The 20,148-nt window shown below is 70.1% G+C and carries 24 protein-coding genes and 1 pseudogene; 3 read left to right on the top strand and 22 right to left on the bottom strand.

The genetic code is table 11. From position 1 onward, the window contains the following. Positions 1 to 3 precede the first annotated feature (3 nt). From CCZ36_RS13075 to CCZ36_RS13015, 13 genes and pseudogenes are all read right to left on the bottom strand, one after another. Complete coding sequence (locus tag CCZ36_RS13075; protein ID WP_128817704.1) at positions 4 to 831, bottom strand: DNA primase; 828 nt, start codon at positions 829 to 831, stop codon at positions 4 to 6. After that, positions 828 to 1,493 (bottom strand): DNA cytosine methyltransferase, encoded by a 666-nt coding sequence (locus CCZ36_RS13070; RefSeq protein WP_206515729.1) that lies wholly within the window; start codon positions 1,491 to 1,493, stop codon positions 828 to 830. Before CCZ36_RS13070 ends, CCZ36_RS13075 begins: the two co-directional genes overlap by 4 nt. Then, the gene (locus CCZ36_RS13065; protein WP_128817703.1) at positions 1,490 to 2,167 is read right to left on the bottom strand and encodes a DNA cytosine methyltransferase; all 678 of its coding nucleotides are present in this window, start codon (positions 2,165 to 2,167) and stop codon (positions 1,490 to 1,492) included. Before CCZ36_RS13065 ends, CCZ36_RS13070 begins: the two co-directional genes overlap by 4 nt. Continuing rightward, entirely contained in the window at positions 2,164 to 2,358 is a 195-nt protein-coding gene (locus CCZ36_RS13060; protein WP_128817702.1) for a hypothetical protein, read from the bottom strand. The genes CCZ36_RS13065 and CCZ36_RS13060 overlap by 4 nt, the downstream gene beginning before the upstream one ends. A 298-nt stretch (positions 2,359 to 2,656) precedes the next feature. Beyond that, positions 2,657 to 4,798 carry an FtsK/SpoIIIE domain-containing protein gene (locus tag CCZ36_RS13055; protein ID WP_164873616.1) on the bottom strand — a complete coding sequence of 714 codons (2,142 nt, stop codon included), beginning with the start codon at positions 4,796 to 4,798 and terminating at the stop codon, positions 2,657 to 2,659. 113 nt (positions 4,799 to 4,911) lie between these two features. Next, positions 4,912 to 5,235 (bottom strand): hypothetical protein, encoded by a 324-nt coding sequence (locus tag CCZ36_RS13050; protein WP_128817701.1) that lies wholly within the window; start codon positions 5,233 to 5,235, stop codon positions 4,912 to 4,914. 87 nt (positions 5,236 to 5,322) lie between these two features. Then, the gene (locus CCZ36_RS13045) at positions 5,323 to 5,511 is read right to left on the bottom strand and encodes a hypothetical protein (RefSeq protein ID WP_128817700.1); all 189 of its coding nucleotides are present in this window, start codon (positions 5,509 to 5,511) and stop codon (positions 5,323 to 5,325) included. Positions 5,512 to 5,529: 18 nt separating this feature from the next. Further along, on the bottom strand, positions 5,530 to 5,883 hold the full coding sequence (locus tag CCZ36_RS13040) for a DUF6251 family protein (protein WP_128817699.1): 354 nt from the start codon (positions 5,881 to 5,883) through the stop codon (positions 5,530 to 5,532). Beyond that, positions 5,844 to 6,290, bottom strand: a complete 447-nt coding sequence (locus CCZ36_RS13035) for a DUF3307 domain-containing protein (protein WP_237302832.1) — start codon at positions 6,288 to 6,290, stop codon at positions 5,844 to 5,846. The genes CCZ36_RS13040 and CCZ36_RS13035 overlap by 40 nt, the downstream gene beginning before the upstream one ends. Before the next feature lie 19 nt (positions 6,291 to 6,309). Then, entirely contained in the window at positions 6,310 to 6,639 is a 330-nt protein-coding gene (locus CCZ36_RS13030; RefSeq protein WP_128819458.1) for an RRQRL motif-containing zinc-binding protein, read from the bottom strand. Then, a complete protein-coding gene (locus CCZ36_RS13025) occupies positions 6,639 to 7,505 on the bottom strand; it encodes a protein spdB (RefSeq protein ID WP_128817697.1) in 867 nt (288 codons plus the stop codon). Before CCZ36_RS13025 ends, CCZ36_RS13030 begins: the two co-directional genes overlap by 1 nt. After that, positions 7,502 to 7,771 (bottom strand): DUF6284 family protein, encoded by a 270-nt coding sequence (locus CCZ36_RS13020; protein ID WP_128817696.1) that lies wholly within the window; start codon positions 7,769 to 7,771, stop codon positions 7,502 to 7,504. The genes CCZ36_RS13025 and CCZ36_RS13020 overlap by 4 nt, the downstream gene beginning before the upstream one ends. Before the next feature lie 620 nt (positions 7,772 to 8,391). Next, positions 8,392 to 9,107, bottom strand: a pseudogene (locus tag CCZ36_RS13015) (GntR family transcriptional regulator). Between the two features lie 56 nt (positions 9,108 to 9,163). Here CCZ36_RS13015 and CCZ36_RS13010 point away from each other — a divergent pair. Further along, a complete protein-coding gene (locus CCZ36_RS13010) occupies positions 9,164 to 9,979 on the top strand; it encodes a class I SAM-dependent methyltransferase (protein ID WP_128817695.1) in 816 nt (271 codons plus the stop codon). Positions 9,980 to 10,087: 108 nt separating this feature from the next. On the opposite strand, the gene CCZ36_RS13005 is transcribed toward CCZ36_RS13010, so the two are convergent. The 4 genes from CCZ36_RS13005 to CCZ36_RS12990 form a co-directional block, all read right to left on the bottom strand. Further along, on the bottom strand, positions 10,088 to 10,786 hold the full coding sequence (locus tag CCZ36_RS13005) for a hypothetical protein (protein WP_128817694.1): 699 nt from the start codon (positions 10,784 to 10,786) through the stop codon (positions 10,088 to 10,090). Positions 10,787 to 10,804: 18 nt separating this feature from the next. Beyond that, entirely contained in the window at positions 10,805 to 11,458 is a 654-nt protein-coding gene (locus CCZ36_RS13000) for a hypothetical protein (RefSeq protein ID WP_128817693.1), read from the bottom strand. Next, positions 11,451 to 12,266 carry a TIGR04255 family protein gene (locus CCZ36_RS12995; RefSeq protein ID WP_164873501.1) on the bottom strand — a complete coding sequence of 272 codons (816 nt, stop codon included), beginning with the start codon at positions 12,264 to 12,266 and terminating at the stop codon, positions 11,451 to 11,453. The genes CCZ36_RS13000 and CCZ36_RS12995 overlap by 8 nt, the downstream gene beginning before the upstream one ends. Positions 12,267 to 12,618: 352 nt before the next feature. Then, complete coding sequence (locus CCZ36_RS12990; RefSeq protein WP_069739191.1) at positions 12,619 to 14,388, bottom strand: dolichyl-phosphate-mannose--protein mannosyltransferase; 1,770 nt, start codon at positions 14,386 to 14,388, stop codon at positions 12,619 to 12,621. A 53-nt stretch (positions 14,389 to 14,441) separates the two neighbouring features. Here CCZ36_RS12990 and rsmI point away from each other — a divergent pair, with 53 nt between their 5' ends. Continuing rightward, complete coding sequence (gene rsmI / locus CCZ36_RS12985; RefSeq protein WP_206515728.1) at positions 14,442 to 15,344, top strand: 16S rRNA (cytidine(1402)-2'-O)-methyltransferase; 903 nt, start codon at positions 14,442 to 14,444, stop codon at positions 15,342 to 15,344. On the opposite strand, the gene CCZ36_RS12980 is transcribed toward rsmI, so the two are convergent. Genes CCZ36_RS12980 through CCZ36_RS34755 form a run of 5 tightly spaced genes read right to left on the bottom strand, consistent with a single transcriptional unit; the run spans position 15,341 to position 19,307 of the window. After that, positions 15,341 to 16,432, bottom strand: a complete 1,092-nt coding sequence (locus CCZ36_RS12980; protein WP_128817691.1) for a serine hydrolase domain-containing protein — start codon at positions 16,430 to 16,432, stop codon at positions 15,341 to 15,343. The genes rsmI and CCZ36_RS12980 overlap by 4 nt on opposite strands. Further along, entirely contained in the window at positions 16,429 to 17,370 is a 942-nt protein-coding gene (locus tag CCZ36_RS12975) for a DUF6895 family protein (RefSeq protein ID WP_069739194.1), read from the bottom strand. Before CCZ36_RS12975 ends, CCZ36_RS12980 begins: the two co-directional genes overlap by 4 nt. Then, a complete protein-coding gene (locus CCZ36_RS12970) occupies positions 17,367 to 18,419 on the bottom strand; it encodes a DUF6895 family protein (protein ID WP_128817690.1) in 1,053 nt (350 codons plus the stop codon). Before CCZ36_RS12970 ends, CCZ36_RS12975 begins: the two co-directional genes overlap by 4 nt. Beyond that, complete coding sequence (locus tag CCZ36_RS12965; protein WP_069739196.1) at positions 18,416 to 19,120, bottom strand: hypothetical protein; 705 nt, start codon at positions 19,118 to 19,120, stop codon at positions 18,416 to 18,418. The genes CCZ36_RS12970 and CCZ36_RS12965 overlap by 4 nt, the downstream gene beginning before the upstream one ends. Before the next feature lie 10 nt (positions 19,121 to 19,130). Next, positions 19,131 to 19,307 (bottom strand): hypothetical protein, encoded by a 177-nt coding sequence (locus tag CCZ36_RS34755; RefSeq protein ID WP_098892314.1) that lies wholly within the window; start codon positions 19,305 to 19,307, stop codon positions 19,131 to 19,133. A 463-nt stretch (positions 19,308 to 19,770) separates the two neighbouring features. Between CCZ36_RS34755 and CCZ36_RS12960 the strand changes: the two genes are divergently transcribed. After that, positions 19,771 to 20,142, top strand: coding sequence for a hypothetical protein (locus CCZ36_RS12960; RefSeq protein WP_069739197.1), 372 nt, complete (start codon positions 19,771 to 19,773; stop codon positions 20,140 to 20,142). Positions 20,143 to 20,148: the final 6 nt, after the last annotated feature.

Genomic DNA, 20,148 nt, shown 5'->3' with positions numbered 1-20,148 from the left:
GGCTCACATCCCCAGTGCGGTGCGGGCGTTGGACCAGGCGTCCGTGCAGTGCCGGGCGGTTTCGCCCTTGGTCTGCGCGGCGGCGAACAACCGGGCGGCGTGGGCGTCGGTGAGGCACCCGCACCGCCCGTGCGTGGACAGCACGGCGAGGAACGTGCGGTACACCGTGGCGTGCACACCACTCGTCGCGGCGGTGATCCGCTGTTCCGCCATGGCGATGCCACGTTCCAGGTAGGCGGGGGTCCGGTGGCGGCACTCTCCACCCCCGGTGGGCACGGCCACAGTGACGGGCCGGGTGGGCGAGGGCTCCTTGACGATCAGGGCCCGCACCGTGTCCGGGAGGGTGGCCATGGTGCCGGTGCCGGGTCCGAGCCACCGGGCGTAGACCATGGTCGACTTGATGTCGATCCCGTCCCGCACCGCGTTCACGGACGACATCGCACCCCGGTAGATCCAGTGCTCGCCCCGCGTCGTGGGCACGGTCCGCGTCGAGGGCAGCGTCCGGCGGGCCCAGGCGACCGCGTCGGCGTGGTCCAGGTCGACGACGGTCAGCCCGATTCCGCCGGGGTGCCAGGCAACAGCCGCGGCTTGCTTCCACGCCGTCGACCACGCGGCCCCGGTGATGACGTCGGGGTTGGTGGTGGCGGCGGCCCATGCGTGGCAGGGGCGGGGGCAGTCGCACGGGCCGGGGTTCTTCATGTTCGGCCGGCCGCCGCAGGCGTTGTCCCGGCAGGCCGGGCAGTTCCCGAACGGGACCTTCCCGGCCCGCAGAGGCAGGGCAGGGACGGACCGGTTCGCCAGGTCAAGGGCGGTGGTGAGGTGGGGGTTCATGCTGCGGCCGTCCTTTCGTGGGTGAGGAACTGGTGGCCGATCCACTGGGTGTAGGCGGGGGGTACGGCTTGGCGGGCTTCGACGTTGGTCATCCAGGTGCAGCCCATGGCGTCCGCGTAGGCCCGCTCGCCCTTGTGCTCGAACGTGAGGAGCCCTTTGTGGTGCCAGCAGGGCGAGAGCAGGTCACCGCCGCCGCCCCAGGAGGTTTCGAAGACGCGGTGGCGGCGGACGTTGAGGCCGAACTGGGAGCCGCACAGCAGGTAGTCGGGGCGCAGGGTGCCGTCCCAGGAGGCTTCGGGGACGTTCTCGATGAGCCAGGGCCTGCCGCAAGCGGCCTGGAGTTCGCGGCCGGGGGTGATCAGGTCGGGGTGGTCGTCACGGCTGCCGCGCCAAGCGGTGACGCGGGCCTTGTTCTGGCAGGGCCAGGAGGCGTGGACCAGGTCGTAGCGCTCGATCTCCCCGGTGGCGGTGATGGTGGCGAGGTAGTCGAGGGCGTCGGCCCGGTGGAAGGTGAAGGGGTAGTTCGGCATAGGGTGCAGGTCGACGCCGGTGACGTCGTATCCGGCGAGGTAGTAGCCCATGGACAGGCCACCGGCCCCGCAGCACAGGTCCAGCACCCGCAGCCCGTTCGGCCTGCGCAGCGGCAGCACACGCGCGTTCACGCGGCCACCCCCAGACCGGCTGCGGCCAGCAGGGCAAGAGCCTGGGTGCCGATGTGGTGGGTGTAGGCCGGGGGGATGCATTCGCGGATGCCGTCGCGGTTCATCCACGGCACCCCCATCACCTGGCGGGCCAGGTCGACGCCGGAGAAGTTGCCGACGAACTGGCCGTAGTGGCCGGGCGGGATGGGGCGGCCCATTTTCGCCTGCGGCACCAAGTGCAAGGGGTGGGGGGGCTGGTTGAGGGTGAGGCCGCCGCCGGTCTCGAAGTACCGGTGCCGGTAGGTCTCCACCCCGAACATCGGCCCGCACAGCATCACCGGCCGGACCAGCTTCGGCACCGCCCCGCGTACGTTCTCCAGCACCCACGGCCGTCCGGTCGCCTTCAGGGCGGTGCGGGTGGGCGCGATGAGGTCGGGGTGGGTGTTGCCCTGGAGACGCTGGCAGTCGCTGTCGTGCTGGCACGGCGGCGACGCGTGGATCACGTCGAACTCCGCACCGTGCTCCAGCACGAAGGCGACCGCTTCGGCCTGGATAAACGAGTACGGGTAGCGGGGCTGGGGCTGGATGTCGACGCCGGTCACGTCGAACCCGGCATCGTCGTAGCCCTTGGCCGCGCCGCCCTGGCAGCAGAACAGGTCCAGCAGGCGCGGCCGGCGGAGGGAGAGGGATGTCATCGGTCCGCCCCCTCGGTGGGCTCGGTGTGGGCGGCGACGATGTCCATGAGCAGGGTCTCGGCGGCCATGAGGTGACCGACGAGAACGTTCGGGTTGGTGAGGTCGATGGGGCGGATGTTCGCGACGTAGGCGCAGGCGGCCTCGATCGCGATGACGCGTGCGGCCTCCCGCACAACGGTGGGGTGCGTCATGATGGATGTCTCCAGTTCCGTGAGTGCTGGCAGACGAGAGCGGCCCCGACTTCATTGGCGTGAGAGGGGCCGCTCTCGGCTTGCCGGGCGGTATCCGGAATCCCTGTCGCCGTTGCGGCAGGGAGGCTTGGGCACCCCCTGTCGGGGTGCGTGTGGAGGGGGTTTCGGGGGTCTGACCTGCGGTGCCTCCCTGACTCCCTGGCAGATCATTTGTGCAGCTCAGGGCGAGGGAGGCAGGTCAGGGAGGGGGTCAGGGACTTCTCCCTGCCTCCCTGACCACACAGGGGTCGACTCCCTGTCACTCGGCGGCGGAAGCGGAACCGTCGGCGTGCCGGTTGGCGAGGTGGCGGAAGAGCCGTTCGCGGGCGATGACCATCCGGCCGTCGGACTTGTAGGGCTCGGCCCCGGTGCCGTCCAGGACCCGCTTGAGGTCCAGGTGCGACCACTTGCCGTAGGTGTCCTCGCTCAGCGCGGTCAGCCGCTTGAGGACGTCCGTGGTCAGGACGCGGGAGGCATCTCCCAGGACGGTCATGATGTCCATGAGCGGTTCGCGCTCCTCACCACGGTCGATCGCGTGGAGGGTGGTGACGCCGTCGCGCAGGGCCTTGGCCCGGTTCGCGATCTCGGCGGCGTCGTCGGTGCTGATGTAGTGCGTCCGCACCGTCAACGCGGCCTGCCCGGCGGGAATCTTGATCCCGTCCGAGGCGACCACGACCGTGCCCTTGTCCAGGCCAGGCCGGAGCAGGTTCGGGGCGGCCCCACCGTCAACGGCCTTGTCCCCCAGCGCCATGCGGGCCTGCGACTCGGTGCCGAGAGCGAGGGACGCGCGGGTGTGGGCTCCCTCGCGGACGAGCTTGGGGAGGTTCTGGTCGGTGGGGTCCTGGGTGCCCTGGAAGAGCAGCACGTCCACGGCCCGGCCCTGGTTGTGGATCTTCCGGGCGGCCATGAAGTAGCGGGAGGTGGCCCGGGTTCCGCCGTAGGGGCGCTTCTCGCCGTCGACCACGGGGCACATGAACGCGACCTGCGCCTCATCCACGATGCCGATCAGCGGCGTGAAGACGGTGCCCGGCGGGGCCTGGATGCGGCGCTCCATCTCGTCGACCAGGTCTTCCAGCATCTCGGTCGCTTCGATGACGTGGTCGTCGGTCGGTCCCTGGATGAGGACGGTGGCGAGCCCGTCGAACATGCCCCAGTCCCCGACCCCCTTGAGGTCCGCCACCCGGAATTCGACGCGGGGGTCGAGGGCGAGCCAGAGGGCGAGGGCGCGCAGGGCGGCGGTCTTGCCCTGGTTGGACAGGCCGGTGATGAGCATGTGCCGCTGGTAGAGGCTGATCAGGGCAGCGTCCCCGCGCAGGTCCTGACCCCAGGGCGCGCGGCCCTTGGTGTAGTCGGCGGTCAGGGTGGTGTCCGTCATCAGCGGCGACGGTCCGATCGGCTCGTCCAGCGCCCCGGAGTCCGCGATCCACAACCGGACCGTGCGGGCGGCCTGCGCGATGGTGATGAACACCTCGTGCTCGTGCCGGTTCAGGTTCTCCGCGAGCTTCCGCCGGCGCTTCTGCACCTCGTCGGTCGCGACGCCGGAGGGGAGGGTGACGTCGACTTCGACGCCGCATCCGGCGATCCGGATCGGCCCGAGCATCGCCGCCCCCGCATCCCCCATCTCCTTCACCGCCGTACGGAGAGGGGCGATCCCCAGGTCCCGCAGGGCGGTGACCACGACGGACGGGGTGATCGGCGCACCGACATCAGCGGCACGGGCGGGAAGAACCCACTGCGGGGCGGCCTGCTGGTGACGGCCCACACCCCACAGGGCCAGCAGGGCGGCCCACGGGCCGAGGGCGACCAGCGGCCCCCACACCACGGTGATGATGAGCACGATCCACCGGACCAGTTCGATCAGGGCGAGAGTGGGGGTGGCGAGGTCGGCGAAGTTCTCGTTCGCCACCGCGAGGATGATCCCGAGCAGGAGCAGGCCGCCGGCGGTGATGCCGAGCCCGGCCGCCGCCCCCTTGGCCGCCTTCACCGGGGCCGACAGCAGGTCCATGCGCCGCTGGTGACGGGCCGCGCGGAACCGCTGGCCGCGCTCCTCCCATTCAGTGGCGAGGTCGAGGTTCCCCGCGGCTTCCGCCGCCCGCAGCATGCGCTCGTAGCGGGCGGCGGTACGGCCCTCCCACGCCCGGCGGGCCACGATCCGACCCCCGCCGACCACGTACATGCCGTGCCGGACGGTGAACCGGCCCGCCGTACGGGTTCGCTCGTGCGTCGCGGCCGTACGCAGGGCACGAGCTGTACGGACCGCCCGGGACACGCGGGGAACGGGCGGCGAGGTGTCCGGGTCGGTCGGGTCGGTGGCGGGGTCCTTGGCCAGGCTCACCACCGGCTCGGTGGTGGTGTCGGAGGTGGTGGGGCGGTGGTCGTCGAGGTGGTGCACGGTCCCCATGACGGGGACCGTGCTGGCGGGTTCGGTCATGATGAACGTGCCTCTCCTGCTCAGTGCAACGGGATGGGGTGAGGGGGCGGCCGGTTTCCTTGGCCGGGTCCGGCCGCCCCCGCTCAGCCGCGCTCTGCCTTGTGGACGGCCCGCTCAGCGAGGCGGACGCGCTCCTCGGCGGTCTTGCGGGCCTGCCGGGCGGCGGCCTTGTCGGCACGCGGGGCGGTGCGCTCGGCGGCCTTGGCGGCGGCGAAGTCGTGGCGGGCCTCGGCCTGCACCCGGTGCAGCGCGGCCAGCTCCAGAGCCCCGCGCTCGGCGGCGGACTGGTCGATGCGCTCGATCTTCCGGCGGATGTCCGGGTCGACGCAGTCCGCGAGGGCCTGACGGAAGCCCTTGCGGAAGAGCTTGGCGCGTTCGCGGGACTCGGCTCGGGTGTAGCTGTGCACAGCGAACCTCCCAGGTGGGTGGGGCCGGACTGTCCGACTCCCCAACCACCCCCGAAACACGACGGGTTCGGGGGTGGCGGGCAGCCGTCAGGCGGGCCGCAACTCGTGGGTGTGGCACAGCACTGGGCCGATCAGCAGCCCCACCCCGCGCACGGTCCACCGGCCCCCGGTGAGGGGCCCCGGCGGGACCTCGTCGACGATCCGGCCGGTACGACCGGCCGCACGCGGGTCGTCCTCACAAGCGACGATCCGCACCTCTTGACCTGCCTGGAACACGGTGGCGCTCCCTTCGGGTCAGCGGCGCTTGCGAGCGGCCTTGGTGTCGCTCACGGACTTCACGACCGTCACGACACCCCATGCGCACACGGAGGCGACCAGGGCCAGCAGGGCAAGGTTCGCGGCGATCGCGGTCAGCACGCTGACCAGCAGCGGGCCGAAGTAGACCCCGGCGGCCACCGCTCCGGCGCCGACGCCGGAGCCGAGCGCGAGGCGCTGCACCGTGCGGTCTGGGGGTGCCTGGTGGACGTGGATGACCTGCGGGACCACGTTGGTGGGCTGGTAGGTGGCGGGGAGGTGGTCGGTGTAGGCGGGGGTGCCGTCCGGGAGGTTCACGACGGACGGCCGGCGGGGTTCGGGCAGGTGGTCCATGACGGTCCTTCCGGGTCCGCCAGCGCGAGGGCGGCAAGGACGAGCGCGAGGATGTGGGCGGTCTGGTCGACGTGCGCGGCCCCGCCGTGCTGCGCCCACTTCTGCTGGCGGGCGAACTTCATCCACCGGGCAACGGGCCAGCGGCGGTCGATGAACGCGTGACTCGCGCCGATCCACAGCAGTGCGGCCACGGAGACGGGGAGAGACACGGTCACGTCGTCCAGGACCAGGACCCCCAAGGCGAGGGCGGCGGCGCAGGTAGCGACGTGGGTGGCGGCATGCGCGAGGTTGGCGGCCCATCCGGCGGCACACCGGTCGGCTTTATGGGCGGCCTGGTGGTCAGTCTGGAGCGGGTAGTCCGCGAGCAGGTGACCGAGGTAGAGGAGGACGAAGAGGGCGGGGAACAGCACGGCAGGGTCCTTCCAGTCAGGAAGACGACGGGGTGTCGTGGCAGGGGACGCACATGCCGAGCGAACGTGGGATGCAATACCCCACATCCAGGCGGCAGTTGGGGCAGGTGCGGCGGGCCCGCATCGCCGCCGCCAGAGCAGCGGCACGGCCCGGCGTCATGGGCCGGACAGGGCGGGCGTGGTCGACGCGGTAGAGGTAGGCGACCAGCGGGGCCCGCCCCCGATGTCGAGGGCGGTGGAGTTCCGCGACGACGTCCTGACCGCCCGGCCGCAGTCCCAGCGCGCGGAGCTGTCGGCGGGTGGCCAACCCGTCGGGGGCGAGACGCCACCGGTAGACGGTGGCCATCAGGCCGCTACGCGCTTCCACGCGGCCCGCAGCCGGACCTCGGACGCGGCGTGGCCGGCGGCCCGGAACCGGGTGGACATCTCCCGGTAGGACAGGGCCGGGGTCTCGCTGTGCCGGATCTCATCCACCAACCGGTCCAGCTCTGCGTCGGGCAGCGCGGGTGCGGGGTCGAGTGCGGGGAGGGGGTTGGTGGGGCCCCAGACGGGGAGTTCCCAGGTGGGTGTGACGCCGGGTGTGACACGGGTCGTCACGCTGGTCAGGGCCCTGCCGGTGTCCTTCCCGGACCGGGCGCTCTCCAGCGTCGACCAGGCCCGGGCGAGGGTGGTAGCGGTCTGTGCCTGGACGCGTGCGACGCGCGCCCCGGCTTGCGTCACAGCCGCCAGCCGCGTCTCCTCCGTCCCCGCCTCGGCCCGCAGCCGGGCCCTGGCCACGGCGGCTTCGTCGCGGGCTTCCTGCTGGATGCCCTGGATCGCCTCCAACGCGGACCCGGTCAGCGCGGTCCGCTCCCACATCCCGTGCACCAACCACAGCGCCTTCGCGGCCAGCGGCAGCCAGGCGACAGCGAGCCACGCACCGACGTTCCCGTCGGCGGTGGCGGCGTGGGCGATCAGGACGCCGGTGGCGACCAGGCCGAAGAACCAGCCCACGGCCGCGACGGGGGTGGAGTGGTCGCCCTGTGCGGCGAGGCGGCGTTCGTAGGCGAGGGTGGCGAGCCACCCCCCGTCGATCCCGAGACCGACGACCAGGGCGACCGGCCACGGCATCGCGGTGCCGAGCCACATCACCACCACAGCCAGGGTGAGGACCATCGATACCGCCGTCATCGCGACGGCCGGCAGAACCGTCTTCGTCGCCGTGGCGCTCATGCCGCGCCGCCCGAGACGGTCAGGGTGGCGGCGCGGTTGGCGAGGTCCCGGCGGGCGGCCAGCACCCGGCGGCGGGCCCGGCGGATGCGCTGCTGGTCCAGCTCGGTCGGGGTGCGGTCGATGGTCATGATCTGTGCGTCGAGGAGCGCGACGTCCGCGAGGATCAGCGGTGACTCGGTCTCGATCGCGTCCAGCTCTGCGTCCGAGGGCTCACCGTCGGACGAGGTGGCCGTAACAGCGGCCTGAAGTGCTGCGATGCTATTCATGGGTCGTGTTCTCCCTAGCAGGTGCGACGGCCCGAAATGAGGCCCCGGTGTTCCCGCACCGGGGCCTCGCGCCGTCTGGCGAAGGTCGTTCGTGGACTACGAGCGACCACGGCGACCCGACACCCGGGCCCGCCGGCAGGGCGGGTGTGGGGATGCCGGGCACCGTGAGCGCTGGTGCTTCGGTTCTCGTGTTCGCTCGGCGCTGCTCGGTCCGGGGAGAGCCGAAGTCCCGGACGTCTGAGGTGGCAGCTTCAAGGTGTGCCGTAGCGGTTCTTTCGAGTCGGTGGCGTGTCCCCCGTCTGGGGTGTCGGGCCCCGGTGTGACGGGGGCCCCTTCTCGGCCGACTGGTCTCCACTCGCCTCGGCCGGAACGGTCACGGCCGCCGTACTGCGATGGATCACGCTATGGAGTTTTGGCGTGGCAGATTTGCTCCCTCCGGAGATTCCGAAGCGGGCGATGGCCACAACAAGAGACTGGACCGGTGGACCGGTCCAGTCAAGTGGTGAATGTGCGTGCCGCCTCTCCGGGGTGGAGGAATGTGCACGTCGGAGGGTATTCGCAGGCAATAAAAAAGCTGAACCGGTGGACCGGTCCAGCCAGTTCTCACCGCTAGAGAGCGCCTACATAGCGTAGGTGTCTACCTGCTCGAAGAGCGAAGAGGGCGTAACGCCCTCTTCGCAGACCAGCGGCCTCCCCTGCTCGTCGTACGCGGTGTGTAGCAACACGGCGACCGGGGTGTTCTGAGGCACCTTCAAGCGGTCCGCCTCCGTCTCAGACGCGAGACGCACCGTGGTGACGTCCACGCCCTCGGATGGCCCCCGGCCGGTCTGTCGCCGCACGTAGCGCGTTGTTCCTTCGGCGATGGGATTGGTATCTGCGAGACGCGGCGACGCTTCCGCGACGTCCGGGGGAACCATGCCTCAACGCAACTGTTCGGCGTCCCATCCGGGAGCTGAAGGACCCGAACGCGCCGGAGCGCTTTCGTCCCGGGGGAGAGACCAAGGGCGGCTGCGACGCGGACAGGAGGTTCAATCCAGTCGGGTTCACCGACGCGCCGGAACGGCATCCCTCCCAAGATGCGCGCCGACCCCGCACGGCGAGCGCCGGCGGGGCGTGCAACGGGTGTCTCCGTGACGACGAACCCGGTTCCCTGCTTGGCCACGACCACGCCGTCGTTGCGCAGCACATCGACGGCCTTGATGGCAGTGGCTCGCGAAACGTCCCACTGCTCGGCCAACTCGCGGCCCGATGGAATCGTCGCCCCGGGTGCGATCTCACCAGCGGCGATGCGGGCGCGCAGGAACTCTGCGATCTCTTCGTACTTCAGGACTGCCATGGCTTTCCCTGCTCCCTGAGCTGGACTGGTCCACCGGTACACACGATACTGCGACCATGTCGAATCTCGAATTGGCTCCCTCCGTGATGCGGTTCTATGGCGAGACGGTCAACGAGGACTGTCGCCTGCGCAGCTCAGCAGACGGCCGTATGGAACTCGTCAGAACTCAGGAACTTCTCCGACGTTTTCTGCCCTCCGCGCCAGCGCGCGTGCTTGACGTGGGCGGTGGGACCGGGGTTCACGCTGAGTGGCTAGTGAAGGATGGCTACGACGTTGTCCTGGTGGACCCGGTGCCCCGACATGTTGAGGCCGCGTCGGCGGTGTGCCCGGCGGTCGTCGGAGATGCACGTGACTTGCCCGAGCCGGATGACACCTTCGATGTCGTGCAGCTCCTCGGGCCGCTCTATCACCTGCCCAAACAGGCCGACCGGCAGCGGGCGCTAGCTGAAGCTTCCCGTGTAGCCAAACCCGGTGGACTGGTCGCCGCCGCTGCGATCAATCGCTACGCGTCGCTCTTCGAGCACGTTACGTACGCACACCTGCACACCGAGCGGATTCATAGCTCCGTCTCCAAGATCCTGGAGACGGCCGTCTACGACGGGGCGAGAGGGTTTACCCTCTCGTACTTCCATCGAGCTGAAGAGCTGGTGGCGGAGCTTGCTGCTTCTGGGCTGGAGGACGTGCAGGTCTTCGGGATCGAGGGCCCGGCGTGGTCGCTGGTCAAGGCTGCGGAACAGCAGCCGGGCGAGGGCCCCACCGATGAGCTGATCGCCTCGGCCATGGACGCAGCCCGCATGGCAGAGCCGTACCCGGAACTCCTCGCCGCCAGTTCCCACCTTCTGGCGGTAGGTACTGTCCCTACTGGGGAATGAGGATTAATGACAGCACTGAAAAGGTGAGAGGCGAGTCATATTGCTAATGCCGCACTGAATTAATGAGGCTATGACTGCCCCATGTGTGTGGTAAAGGCAGACTGTGACCTATCGCGAAGAGTACCGCTCCACGCACTCTGCGCGCGCTTCTCGCCGAATTCTGCTGTGCTCCCGCACGTTCTGGAGCCTGACACGCCTAGACCTGTTGTCTTCGTCTAGCCAGGACTGGAAGTCCTTTGTGGCCTGCCCCAGCGCCTCTTGTTTCTGAGAATCGCCCGCAGCCGTCAATGCTTCCTCGACCCAATCCTCCTGAAGCTCCAACTCGGTGAAGGTTGGCGACATTTGCTCATGGATTCGATCGAGGGACAGGAGGATTCTCGTTTGAGTAAAAACTAGCCTCTGCTGAAGAAGGAGAACCCCCGCGTCACTCAGAGCGGCAACCCTCTTAGAAGGAGATAGTTGATTCGACGCGACGGAGGTGAACTGGAGTAGATCTGCCCTCGCGTTGGAGGACCCTGTGCCGCTCATCTCGGGGAGGGGCATAATTCTGAAGCGCTTCTGCCAGTCCGTCGCTTGCATCGCGTAATCGGCGACTGGGGCCATTGTTACAAGGGGAACCAAATTTGCGCCCCGGCGCATGTTGCACGGATGCATGACGATTTGTGCGCGCTGCGGTTCATCGGAAATTCCAGGCAGGGTGACATCGAAGAACACGTCACCCTGCATGAGAGGCCTTGCGAACGAAGGGGCCTCGCCCCATGAAGCGTAGAGCTCATCCACCGATTCCGGTGAATCAAGTGCGTCCATGAGTTTCCGCCCCCAATTTTAGCTATCCTCACGCTCGCGAAAGGCAAGGATGCCATCGTTGGCGGTGAAGACCTCATAGTTGGACTTCCGGGAACTACGCCATTCTGGAAGCACCTCATCCAGAACGTCCGCAGGCTCCCGCCTCAGGCCGGCGATCTCCAGAACCGGGATCAGATGTCCTAGGGCGTAGAGCTCCACTGGGCGTACAGAGTACCCGTCGGGGAGGCTCAGCGGCACCTCTATCCACTGAGCAGGGTCTTCGATCAGTGACTCCTCCAGAAGGTCCAGGAAGCCAGCGAGCCGGGCCAGTTGACCGCGCTTCTCGGGGCTGGCGTCTCCGCCGGTCCGCCACTTCCTTACGGCTGACACACTGACGCCGGCGAGCTTGGCGATGTCGGCCCACGCCATCCCGCGCTCAACGGCAAGCTCATTGAGGAGACTTTTCACGCCCATACGGGTCTTCAAGGCCGCCCTGGTCCGCAGGTCCCCTTCCGTCGCCTGGTTATGCAAGTCGACGATGTCACTGCTGACGATGGCCGCTCGTGACCGTAGGAAGCCTGTGGTGGCACGGTAGTCGATTGCCGACGAATGCGTGACGGAATCGGGGGCATCATACTCCCGCACGCCGTTGGAGTCGGTAGTCGCTCCCCGAGAACTGATCGAATTAACCATTTTCCCCCCTGAAAATCTCGCGCAGCTTATCGGTAATCACCGACTGGAATACGCGCCCCATGGGGTCGTGTAGCTCGCCCACGGTTTGCTTCAAAAGCTCGACGTCAAACTCTTGGGAGTCTTCCGGTGAGGCCGCTTCCCAAAAGCTGTCAATATCGATTACGAAGAATGGTCCGGGTTCCGGGATCGACTTGCGCCGCAGAGGGTCATTGCTGACCACGCCTTGACCTTCTAGGGATGCGAAAGAAAGGCGAAGCTGTGACGACGGTGCTGTTTCATAAAGGATTGCGCCTTGGACCGCCCTAGCGGTTCCGGCGCGCGATTCGGTGCTGGGCAAAAGTTCGGGAGCCAGCCAATTGCTCCACTGTGAAGCCTCTGTAATTTTCTCCGGAACTCGAATTTCGTCGATGTAGCGCAATCCGATTCTCTCGACGGCCGGGATAGCCCCTTCGGCCTGAATTGCTTGGGCTACGGCCGAGATTAGTTCCAGGAACTCGGAGAATTCCCGATAGTCCGTCATTTCGACAGAGAAGGCTTCCGGGGAGATGACAGCCGAGCGTCGACGGCTTTTATTTAGAAATCGAAAGACGTCCATCGCCTGCGGTGGAGAAGCCAAGGGGCCAGCACCCATCGCTACCTGCAACGTGAATCGCTGCTCGCGCTGCCTGATGGGCAGCAGCCCTTCCAGTGACATCTGAATTCGGTCTAGCGCGTCCACCTGGCGCAGTCGTGGAGCGTACGGATATTTGACCTCCACCGTCACGAGCGCCAGTGGTGAGTTTGGGTAGATTTCCCTGTTCTCGTACATGCGCTCCAACACCATCCTCGTCGTGCTCGCTGGCATGACACTCCGACTGTGGTGCACTGGAACCTACACCAGAACTGCAACCGTATCGCGTACCTGTGCGCCGCGCCTAGTGGATGGGCTCGGCGCTGCCCAGCCTGTCCCGCGTTGGGTACATGTCTATGCCCAAGCTGCCTCGTGATGCTCGCCGCGAAGGCCATCGATGACGGCCTCTCAGTGGTTCGCGCCAAACGGCAGGGGGCTTCTTGTGGGCCGTCTCTGGGCCGTCAACGGGCGGCCCAGGACGACCAGTGACCACCACCAACGACCACGGCGGGCCCGGCACCATCAGGTGCCGGGCCCGCCGTTCTCCCAGCTAGACCCACGTATCCAGCCACATCCGGTCCCGCCACAGGTCCTCCGGGATCGACGTCCCCGTGTACAGCGGCCAGAAGTAGATGAAGTTCCAGATGATCAGGAGCACCAGGACGCCCACCGCGATCGCGCCCAGGGTGCGGCGGCGTTCGCCGGTGGGGTCGTGGGTGGTGAGGCCCAGGTCGGCTCGGGCGCCCGTGCCTGCCGCCGGGCCCGCGATCGCGCCCAGCATCATCGTGACCGCCAGGCAGAGGAACGGGACGAACACCACCGCGTAGAAGAGGAAGATCGTCCGCTCCTGGTAGAAGAACCAGGGGAGCCAGCCCGCCACCACGCCGCAGGCGATCGCGCCGGCCCGCCAGTCGCGGCGGAAGAACCAGCGCCACACCACGTACGCGAGGGCGAAGCACGCCAGCCACCACAGGAGCGGGGTGCCGATGGCCAGGACCTCGGCGGCGCACTTGCCGGTCGCGGACTCCGTGCAGCCCGTCTGCTCCTCGTAGTAGTACGAGACGGGGCGGCCCAGGACCAGCCAGCTCCAGGGGTTGGACTCGTACGTGTGGCCCGAGGTCAGGCCGACGTGGAAGTCGTACACCTGGTTCTCGTAGTGCCACAGGCTGCGCAGCCAGTCCGGGAACAGCCAGCTCCAGGAGGAGCCCTTGCCCTCGGTGGCCGCCCAGTTGCGGTAGTAGCCCTTGTCCGTGACGATCCAGCCGGTCCACGACACGACGTACGTGACGATCGCCACCGGCACCGTCGAGACGAAGGCGGGGACCAGGTCGCGACGCAGCACCGCCCGGTACGGGTGCACCGCCCCGGCCGTCCGCCGCGCGCCCACGTCCCACAACACCGTCATCAGGCCGAACGCCGCCAGCACGTACAGGCCGTTCCACTTCGTCGCGAACGCCAGGCCCAGCATCACGCCCGCCGCCAGCCGCCACGGACGCCATCCCAGGCGCAGCGTCTCCGCCACCCTCACGTCCGGGCGCAGCACGCCTTCCTCGTCCACCGGCAGGGCGGCCGCCAGCCTCCGGCGGGCGTGGTCCCGGTCCACCACCAGGCAGCCGAACGCCGCCAGCACGAAGAACATGACGATCAGGTCCAGCAGCGCGGTCCGGCTCATCACGAAGTGCAGGCCGTCCACCGCGAGCAGCAGGCCCGCCAGACAGCCCAGGAACGTCGAGCGGAACAGGCGCCGGCCGATCCGGCAGAGGAGGAGGACCGAGATCGTGCCCAGCACCGCCACCATGAACCGCCAGCCGAACGGCGTGAAGCCGAACAGCTGCTCACCGAAGCCGATGATCCACTTGCCGACCGGCGGGTGCACCACATAGCCCGGGTCGGTCGGGATCGGGACGGAGGAGGGGTCGTTGAGGATCTGCTTGTCGACGTCCTTCGGCCAGGAACCCTCGTACCCCTGGTTGACCAGCGCCCACGCGTCCTTCGCGTAATACGTCTCGTCGAATATCACCGCGTGCGGCCGGTCCAGCTTCCAGAAGCGGAGCAGGCCCGCGACGAGTGTCACGAGCAGCGGGCCGCCCCAGCCTGACCAGCGCACCAGGCGGTCCGCCACGTGCGGCGGGATCGCGAGCACCGACCACACCTGCCGTCCGGGCCGGGTGTACGGCGGGTCCAGCCGGTCGCGGAGCGAGGTCTCCGGGCGGGGGACATGGCCGAAGCGGCGCAGCCGCCGTTGCCAGGAGGTCGGCTGTTCGCCGAGCGGGTCCCCCGCGTCGTGGCCCCGCTGGGTCTCGGGTGCGGTACTCGTCACCGCGCCATCGTAGGGAACGCATCTGTGCGAAGGGCGCTGCCCGTGCTGCGAGGATGGCTGATGTGACTGGAACGACTGGAACGCTCGTGCTCGCAGGAACCCCCATCGGCGATGTGGCGGACGCCCCGCCCCGCCTCGCCGCCGAACTGGAGCGGGCCGACGTCGTCGCCGCCGAGGACACCCGGCGGCTGCGCCGGCTCACCCAGGCGCTCGGCATCCACACCTCGGGGCGTGTCGTCTCCTACTTCGAGGGGAACGAGTCCGCCCGGACGCCCGAGCTGGTCGAGGCGCTGAGCGGTGGTGCTCGGGTGCTTCTGGTCACCGACGCCGGGATGCCCTCCGTCTCCGATCCCGGCTACCGGCTCGTCGCCGCCGCCGTGGAGCGGGACATTCGCGTCACCGCCGTGCCGGGACCCAGCGCCGTGCTCACCGCCCTCGCTCTCTCCGGGCTGCCCGTCGACCGGTTCTGCTTCGAGGGGTTTCTGCCGCGCAAGGCCGGCGAACGGCTCTCCCGGCTCCGCGAGAACGCCGACGAGCGCCGCACCATGGTCTTCTTCGAAGCCCCTCACCGGCTCGACGACACCCTCGCCGCCATGGCCGAGGTCTTCGGCGCCGAGCGCCGTGCGGCCGTCTGCCGCGAGCTGACCAAGACGTACGAGGAGGTCAAGCGCGGGCCCCTCGGCGAGCTGGCGGTGTGGGCCGCCGACGGGGTGCGCGGCGAGATCACCGTCGTGGTGGAGGGGGCGGCGGACGCCGGCCCCGGGGATCTCGACGCCGAGGAGCTGGTGCGGCGCGTACGGGTGCGCGAGGAGGCGGGGGAGCGGCGCAAGGAGGCCATCGCCGCCGTCGCCGCCGATGCCGGGCTGCCGAAGCGGGAGGTGTTCGACGCGGTCGTCGCCGCCAAGAACGCGGAGAAGACCGCGAAGGCTGATGAGGACAAGGCCCCGAAGGCCTAGGGCGTTTCCGTCAGCAAGCCGTACGCCGTCGCCACGAACGTGTCCGCCCGGTGCACCCGCCGCGTCGCCGTTGCCGCCACCGCGAGCCCCGTTGCCGGGCGGAAGCCCAGGAACGCCTGCTGGCCGAGGGTCGCCCCCGCGTGGAAGAGGACCGGGCCGTACGGGGACGGGTGGTGGAACCACGTGAGCGTGTGGGTGTGCGCGTGCCGCAGGCCGCGTCGTAGCACCGGGCTCCTGACCTCCGCAAGCGCCGCCGCCAGCGTCGGGTCCCGGAGGTCGGGCCCGCCGTCCGGCTGCGCGGGGCCGGCCGCGCCCAGATGCGCCTCCAGGAACGTCAGCAGGTCCAGCGGGGTCGCCCGGACCGCGCCCGCCGCCGTGAAGCCCCCGGTGTCCAGCGCGGGCACCGGCGTGCCGTCGCGGCGGTGGCCCACCGCGTCCGTGCCGTCGGGGCCCGGGCGCACCCGGGTCGCCTCCAGGCCCAGCGGGGCCAGGACCTGCTGGTGCAGCAGGACCTCCCACGGGGTCCCGGTGGCCGCCGCCAGGGTGTGGCCGAGGACCGAGACGGCGAAGTTCGAGTAGCGCCAGCGGGTTCCGGGCCGGTGGAGCCGGCGGGCCCGCAGGAAGGACCGGACCACCCGGTCGGCGGGGTAGCCGCCGTACGGGTCGGTCGACCAGCGGGGCACCGCCTGCGGGTAGAAGTCGGCGGGCAGGCCCGGCAGCCCCGAGGTGTGGGTGACCAGATGGCGCAGGGTGATCCGGCGTACCGCCGGGTGCACCGGGAAGCCCGGGGCCAGCAGGTCCGCCGCCCGGTCCTCGTACCGCACCCGGCCCTGCGCCACCAGCCGGGCCAGCAGCAGCCCGGCGTACGGCTTCGACGCCGACCCCAGCTCGTACGCCAGCCGGTCGCGGGGGACCGGACCCGGCTCCGCGCTCCCGCCGGTGTGGACGGTGCGCACCCGGTCCCGGCTGACCGCGAGCACCAGGTCGGGCGCGTCGACGGCCCGCGCGGCCTCGGCCAGGATGCGGGCGGTGGCAGCCCGGGAGCCGGGGGCGCTCACGCGGACCGCGGTGTCGCTCGTGTCCGTCATGCCGGGGCCGGATCCGCGCTGAGGTCGGACAGGGCGCGGGACATCGCCAGCGCCGAGGCGAACGCGGCGACCAGCGTCGGGTGGTAGACCAGGTCGAACACCGCCTCCTCGTCCCCCTCCGGCATCCCGCCGACCACCGGCATCGCCCCGTCCGGCTCCTGCGCCTGCGCGAACCCGGCCCAGGCCGCCGGGTCCAGGGTCGGTTCCGGCAGACAGGCGTCGATCACCAGCAGCTCGCCCAGCAGGTCCCAGCGCTTCAGGTCCAGCCAGTCGTCCAGCCAGACCGGCAGCCAGAGCGCCACGTACTCCGCGATGTCGGCGGGGAGGCCGGCCGGTTTCTCGCCCCAGTCGGTGAGGTGGAACACCGTGTGCGTGATGTCGTAGCCGATATGGCCCTCGACCGTCCACGGCTCGGGCCTGCGCGCCAGCCAGGTGTGGGCCAGCGCCGCCGTCTCCGGAACGCTCGGCTCCACCCCGAACCGCCGCTCGATGGCGCTGAGGCCGAGCCGCCGCACCGGCAGCACCTCCAGCGCCGCCCAGCTGGCCAGACGGTGGTTGAGCCGGATCGCGGACTCCAGATCCGGCTGCCGGTGGCCCAGCTCCCGGAACGGTACGTAGACCTCCAGCGGCACCGGCGACAGCGGTTCGCGCCGCTGGCCCTCCAGCAGCCGCGCCCCCGAGTCCAGCAGCTCGTGCCAGGCGTGGTCCAGCAGCTTGTGGGCGAGGGAGGACTGCTGGGAGCCGGCCACCCCCTCGCGGAAGATGACCTTCCCGATCAGCGCCAGCTCGCCCAGCGGCTTGAACCGGTCCAGCATCCCCGCGTCCGGGGAGGGGTCCGTCTCCAGCCGGAAGCCCTCACGGTGTTCGTACAGCCAGCCCAGGGCCTTCGCCCCGACGTCGTGGATCTGCTGGATGCCGGTGGTGGTGCCGCTGCTCATGGAGTGCGCCTTTCCCGGCCGGGTGCGGCCCCGCCGGTCTCGCCCCGCTCGCCGTCCCCGCGCAGCGACCTCAGGGACAGGGCCGCCGCGAAGGCCGTGACCAGCGTGGAGTGGTAGCAGTCGATGAAGGGGTACGGGTCGGGCGCCGGGTCCTCGGCCGGCACACCGGTCTCCGGGACGCAGCCGGTCGGATGCTGGACGTCGGCCAGCACCGGCCAGACCGCGTCCAGCAGCTCCGCGGGGGCCGGGCCCGGCAGCGACGCGGCCACCGCCAGCAGCTCGCCGGTCAGGTCCCACTGGCCGCTCTCCAGACAGCCGTCCGCCCACGCGGGCAGCCAGGTCCGCAGATAGCCGTCGATCCTCTCCGGTACCCGGTCGGGCATCCGGCCCCAGTCCGTGAGGTGGAAGACGGTGTGGGTCAGCGCGTAGCCGGACGGGCCCTCGAACATCCACGGCTCGGACAGACCGCCCAGCCAGGTCCGCGACAGCACCCCGCCCGCGTCCGTGTGGGTCAGCACCCCCACCCGGCGCTCGGAGTTGACCAGCCCCAGCTGCCGGTTGGCGTGCTGCTCGGTGTGGGCCCAGGCGCGGGTCGCGGTGAGCGGGCGGGCCAGCGCCTCGAAGCCCTCGTGGCGCAGCCCGTACCCGGCGAAGGCGGCGTAGATCTCGTACGGGTAGGCGGCGAACGGCTCGGCGCGCAGCAGCTCCAGGAGCAGCGCGCCCTCGTGCACCTGCTCCCAGGCGTACGTGACGAGGTCCCCGGCCAGCTCGTGCTCCGGGGTGCCGGGGGCGGTCGTGCGGCGGATCGTGGAGCCGAGCTGGGCCAGCTCGCCCAGCGGCTTCAGCGTGGCGTTGACCTGGGTGTGGGGTTCCAGGACGTCGTCGGGGAGCGCGAAGCGGGTGCGGTGCGCGTCGGTCCAGGCGAGGGCGGAGGTCAGGACTCCGGGGAGGACGGCGAGCGCGGCCCCGGAGGCCCCGGAGGCCCCGGGGGTGGAGACGCGCTCCCGGGCCGGGCGGCCCCGCGGGTCCTCGGTCGCGGTCGTCGTCACCGGGCCCTCGCCTCGGCCATCAGCCGGGCGGCCCGCACATGGAGCGTCACCCGGGGGTCGTGCCCGCCCATCTGCTCGACGAAGTCCAGGCCGCGTTCCAGGCCGAGGGTGGCCGGTTCGCCGCCGATCGCCGCGAGCCAGCGGCCCGCACCCGCCGCCTGGAGCCAGTCGCGCCGCCGCACCGCGCGGACGAAGCCGCGCGACAGGTCGACGGCCCGGTTCGCCGCGGCCCGCTGCACGGCCGAGGGCGCGGCCGGTACGGCGAGCGGCGCGAGGACCGAGAGCTGGTGGGTGAACGCCTGCCAGGGGGCCTCCTCCAGCCAGGCGGCGTCCGGCTCCGCACAGGTGCCGGGGGCGGCACCCGGTGCGGGCGGCGCCATCCGCTGGAGCGTGGAGATCATGTGCCAGTGGCTCCAGGCCGTCGCGGCCGGAGCGTCGGGCTTGGGCGGGAATTCCCGCACCGCCCGGTCGAGTACGGCGACGTCCCCCGGATGCGGATGGCGTCCGTGAAGAACACTCGGCAGCAACAGGTCGGCCCCGATGACCCGTACCGCCGCGATTCCGGTCCGATTCTCCTCGTCGATTCCCGCCGCGCCGCACACCGTGGCGAGGTGGTCCCCGCTCCGAAGAGCGAGGACCACCTCTGTTGCCAGGTCATGCACGGCACCCGCCAGGGGCGACGAAGCATGTGTCTGGTCCATGTGCCGGCGACTAGCCCTTCTTCGGGCGCGGGGTCGGAGGCGAGAGCAGCAGTGCCCCGCCGCCTGCGAGGAGCGCCAGGTAGGCGCACTCGCGGGAGTCGCGGTACAGGCCTTCGACCTCACCGGGGTTGAGAGCGGCGTCGAGGTCGAGCTCGACGTCGGTGGCAGTGGTGTCCGTGGTGAACATGGGTTGTTCCCCGTCCTGTGGGAAATGGGGTGGACGTAACGAGTGAAAAGGAGGAAGAGAGGCGTCGCAAATCGGGGGCTGCATCCGGGGAAATCATGGATTCAATTGAATGATGAATTCATGGAGTGCGGACGGGGTGTGAACCGCGCGAAATCCCTGGTAATTCCAGGAATGCCGCAGGGGCGGCCGGGGGTGGTGCGCGGGCGCGTTCACGACCGGCGGGCGGCGCTCTCGGGGGCGCTCGGTGGCCCGGCGGTCACGCGCTGCCCTGCCGGGCTTCTCTACCGCGCCATGCGTCGGCAAAGCGCGGCCCAAGGAGGCCAAGAACGCATCAACAATGCCGCTGAGCTGGTGCGTCCATCCGGGTGCAGGTGTCCACTGGAAGGGACGGGCCACCTGTTCGAACCTCTCGGGCGGGCCGGCCGTCCCCGGCGTGTGTGACCGGCGGACAAGAGGAGCAGGCATGAGCGAGACCGCAGCGACCACTGTCCATGAGGCGTACGCCTTCGCCTGCATGAAGTGCGGGTACGGCTGGGAGCAGTCCTACGAGATAGAGCACCACGTCGACGTCCACGGCCACGCCTTCGTCGTCTACACGGCGGACGGTGAGCGGGTGCCGTCGCCGCTCTCCACGCCCACCTGTGCCAACTGCGGCGGACACGTGGTGCGCATCATGCGGGCGGGGCGGGTCGCGGGCGTTCAGGAGCTGCTGCGGAAGCAGCAGATGCCGCAGACCGCGGAGACCGGCGCGAAGGACCGTACGGTGTCGACGGCCGCCACCCCGGACCGGCACTGGCGGCTGTCCGACCTGCTGCACCCGTTCCACCGCAGATGACGTCTT

The sequence above is a fragment of the Streptomyces sp. S063 genome, assembly GCF_002832675.1.
Lineage (GTDB): Bacteria > Actinomycetota > Actinomycetes > Streptomycetales > Streptomycetaceae > Streptomyces > Streptomyces sindenensis.
Note: the sequence above shows the minus strand (reverse complement) of the source record. Positions and strands in the feature narration are given on the sequence as shown.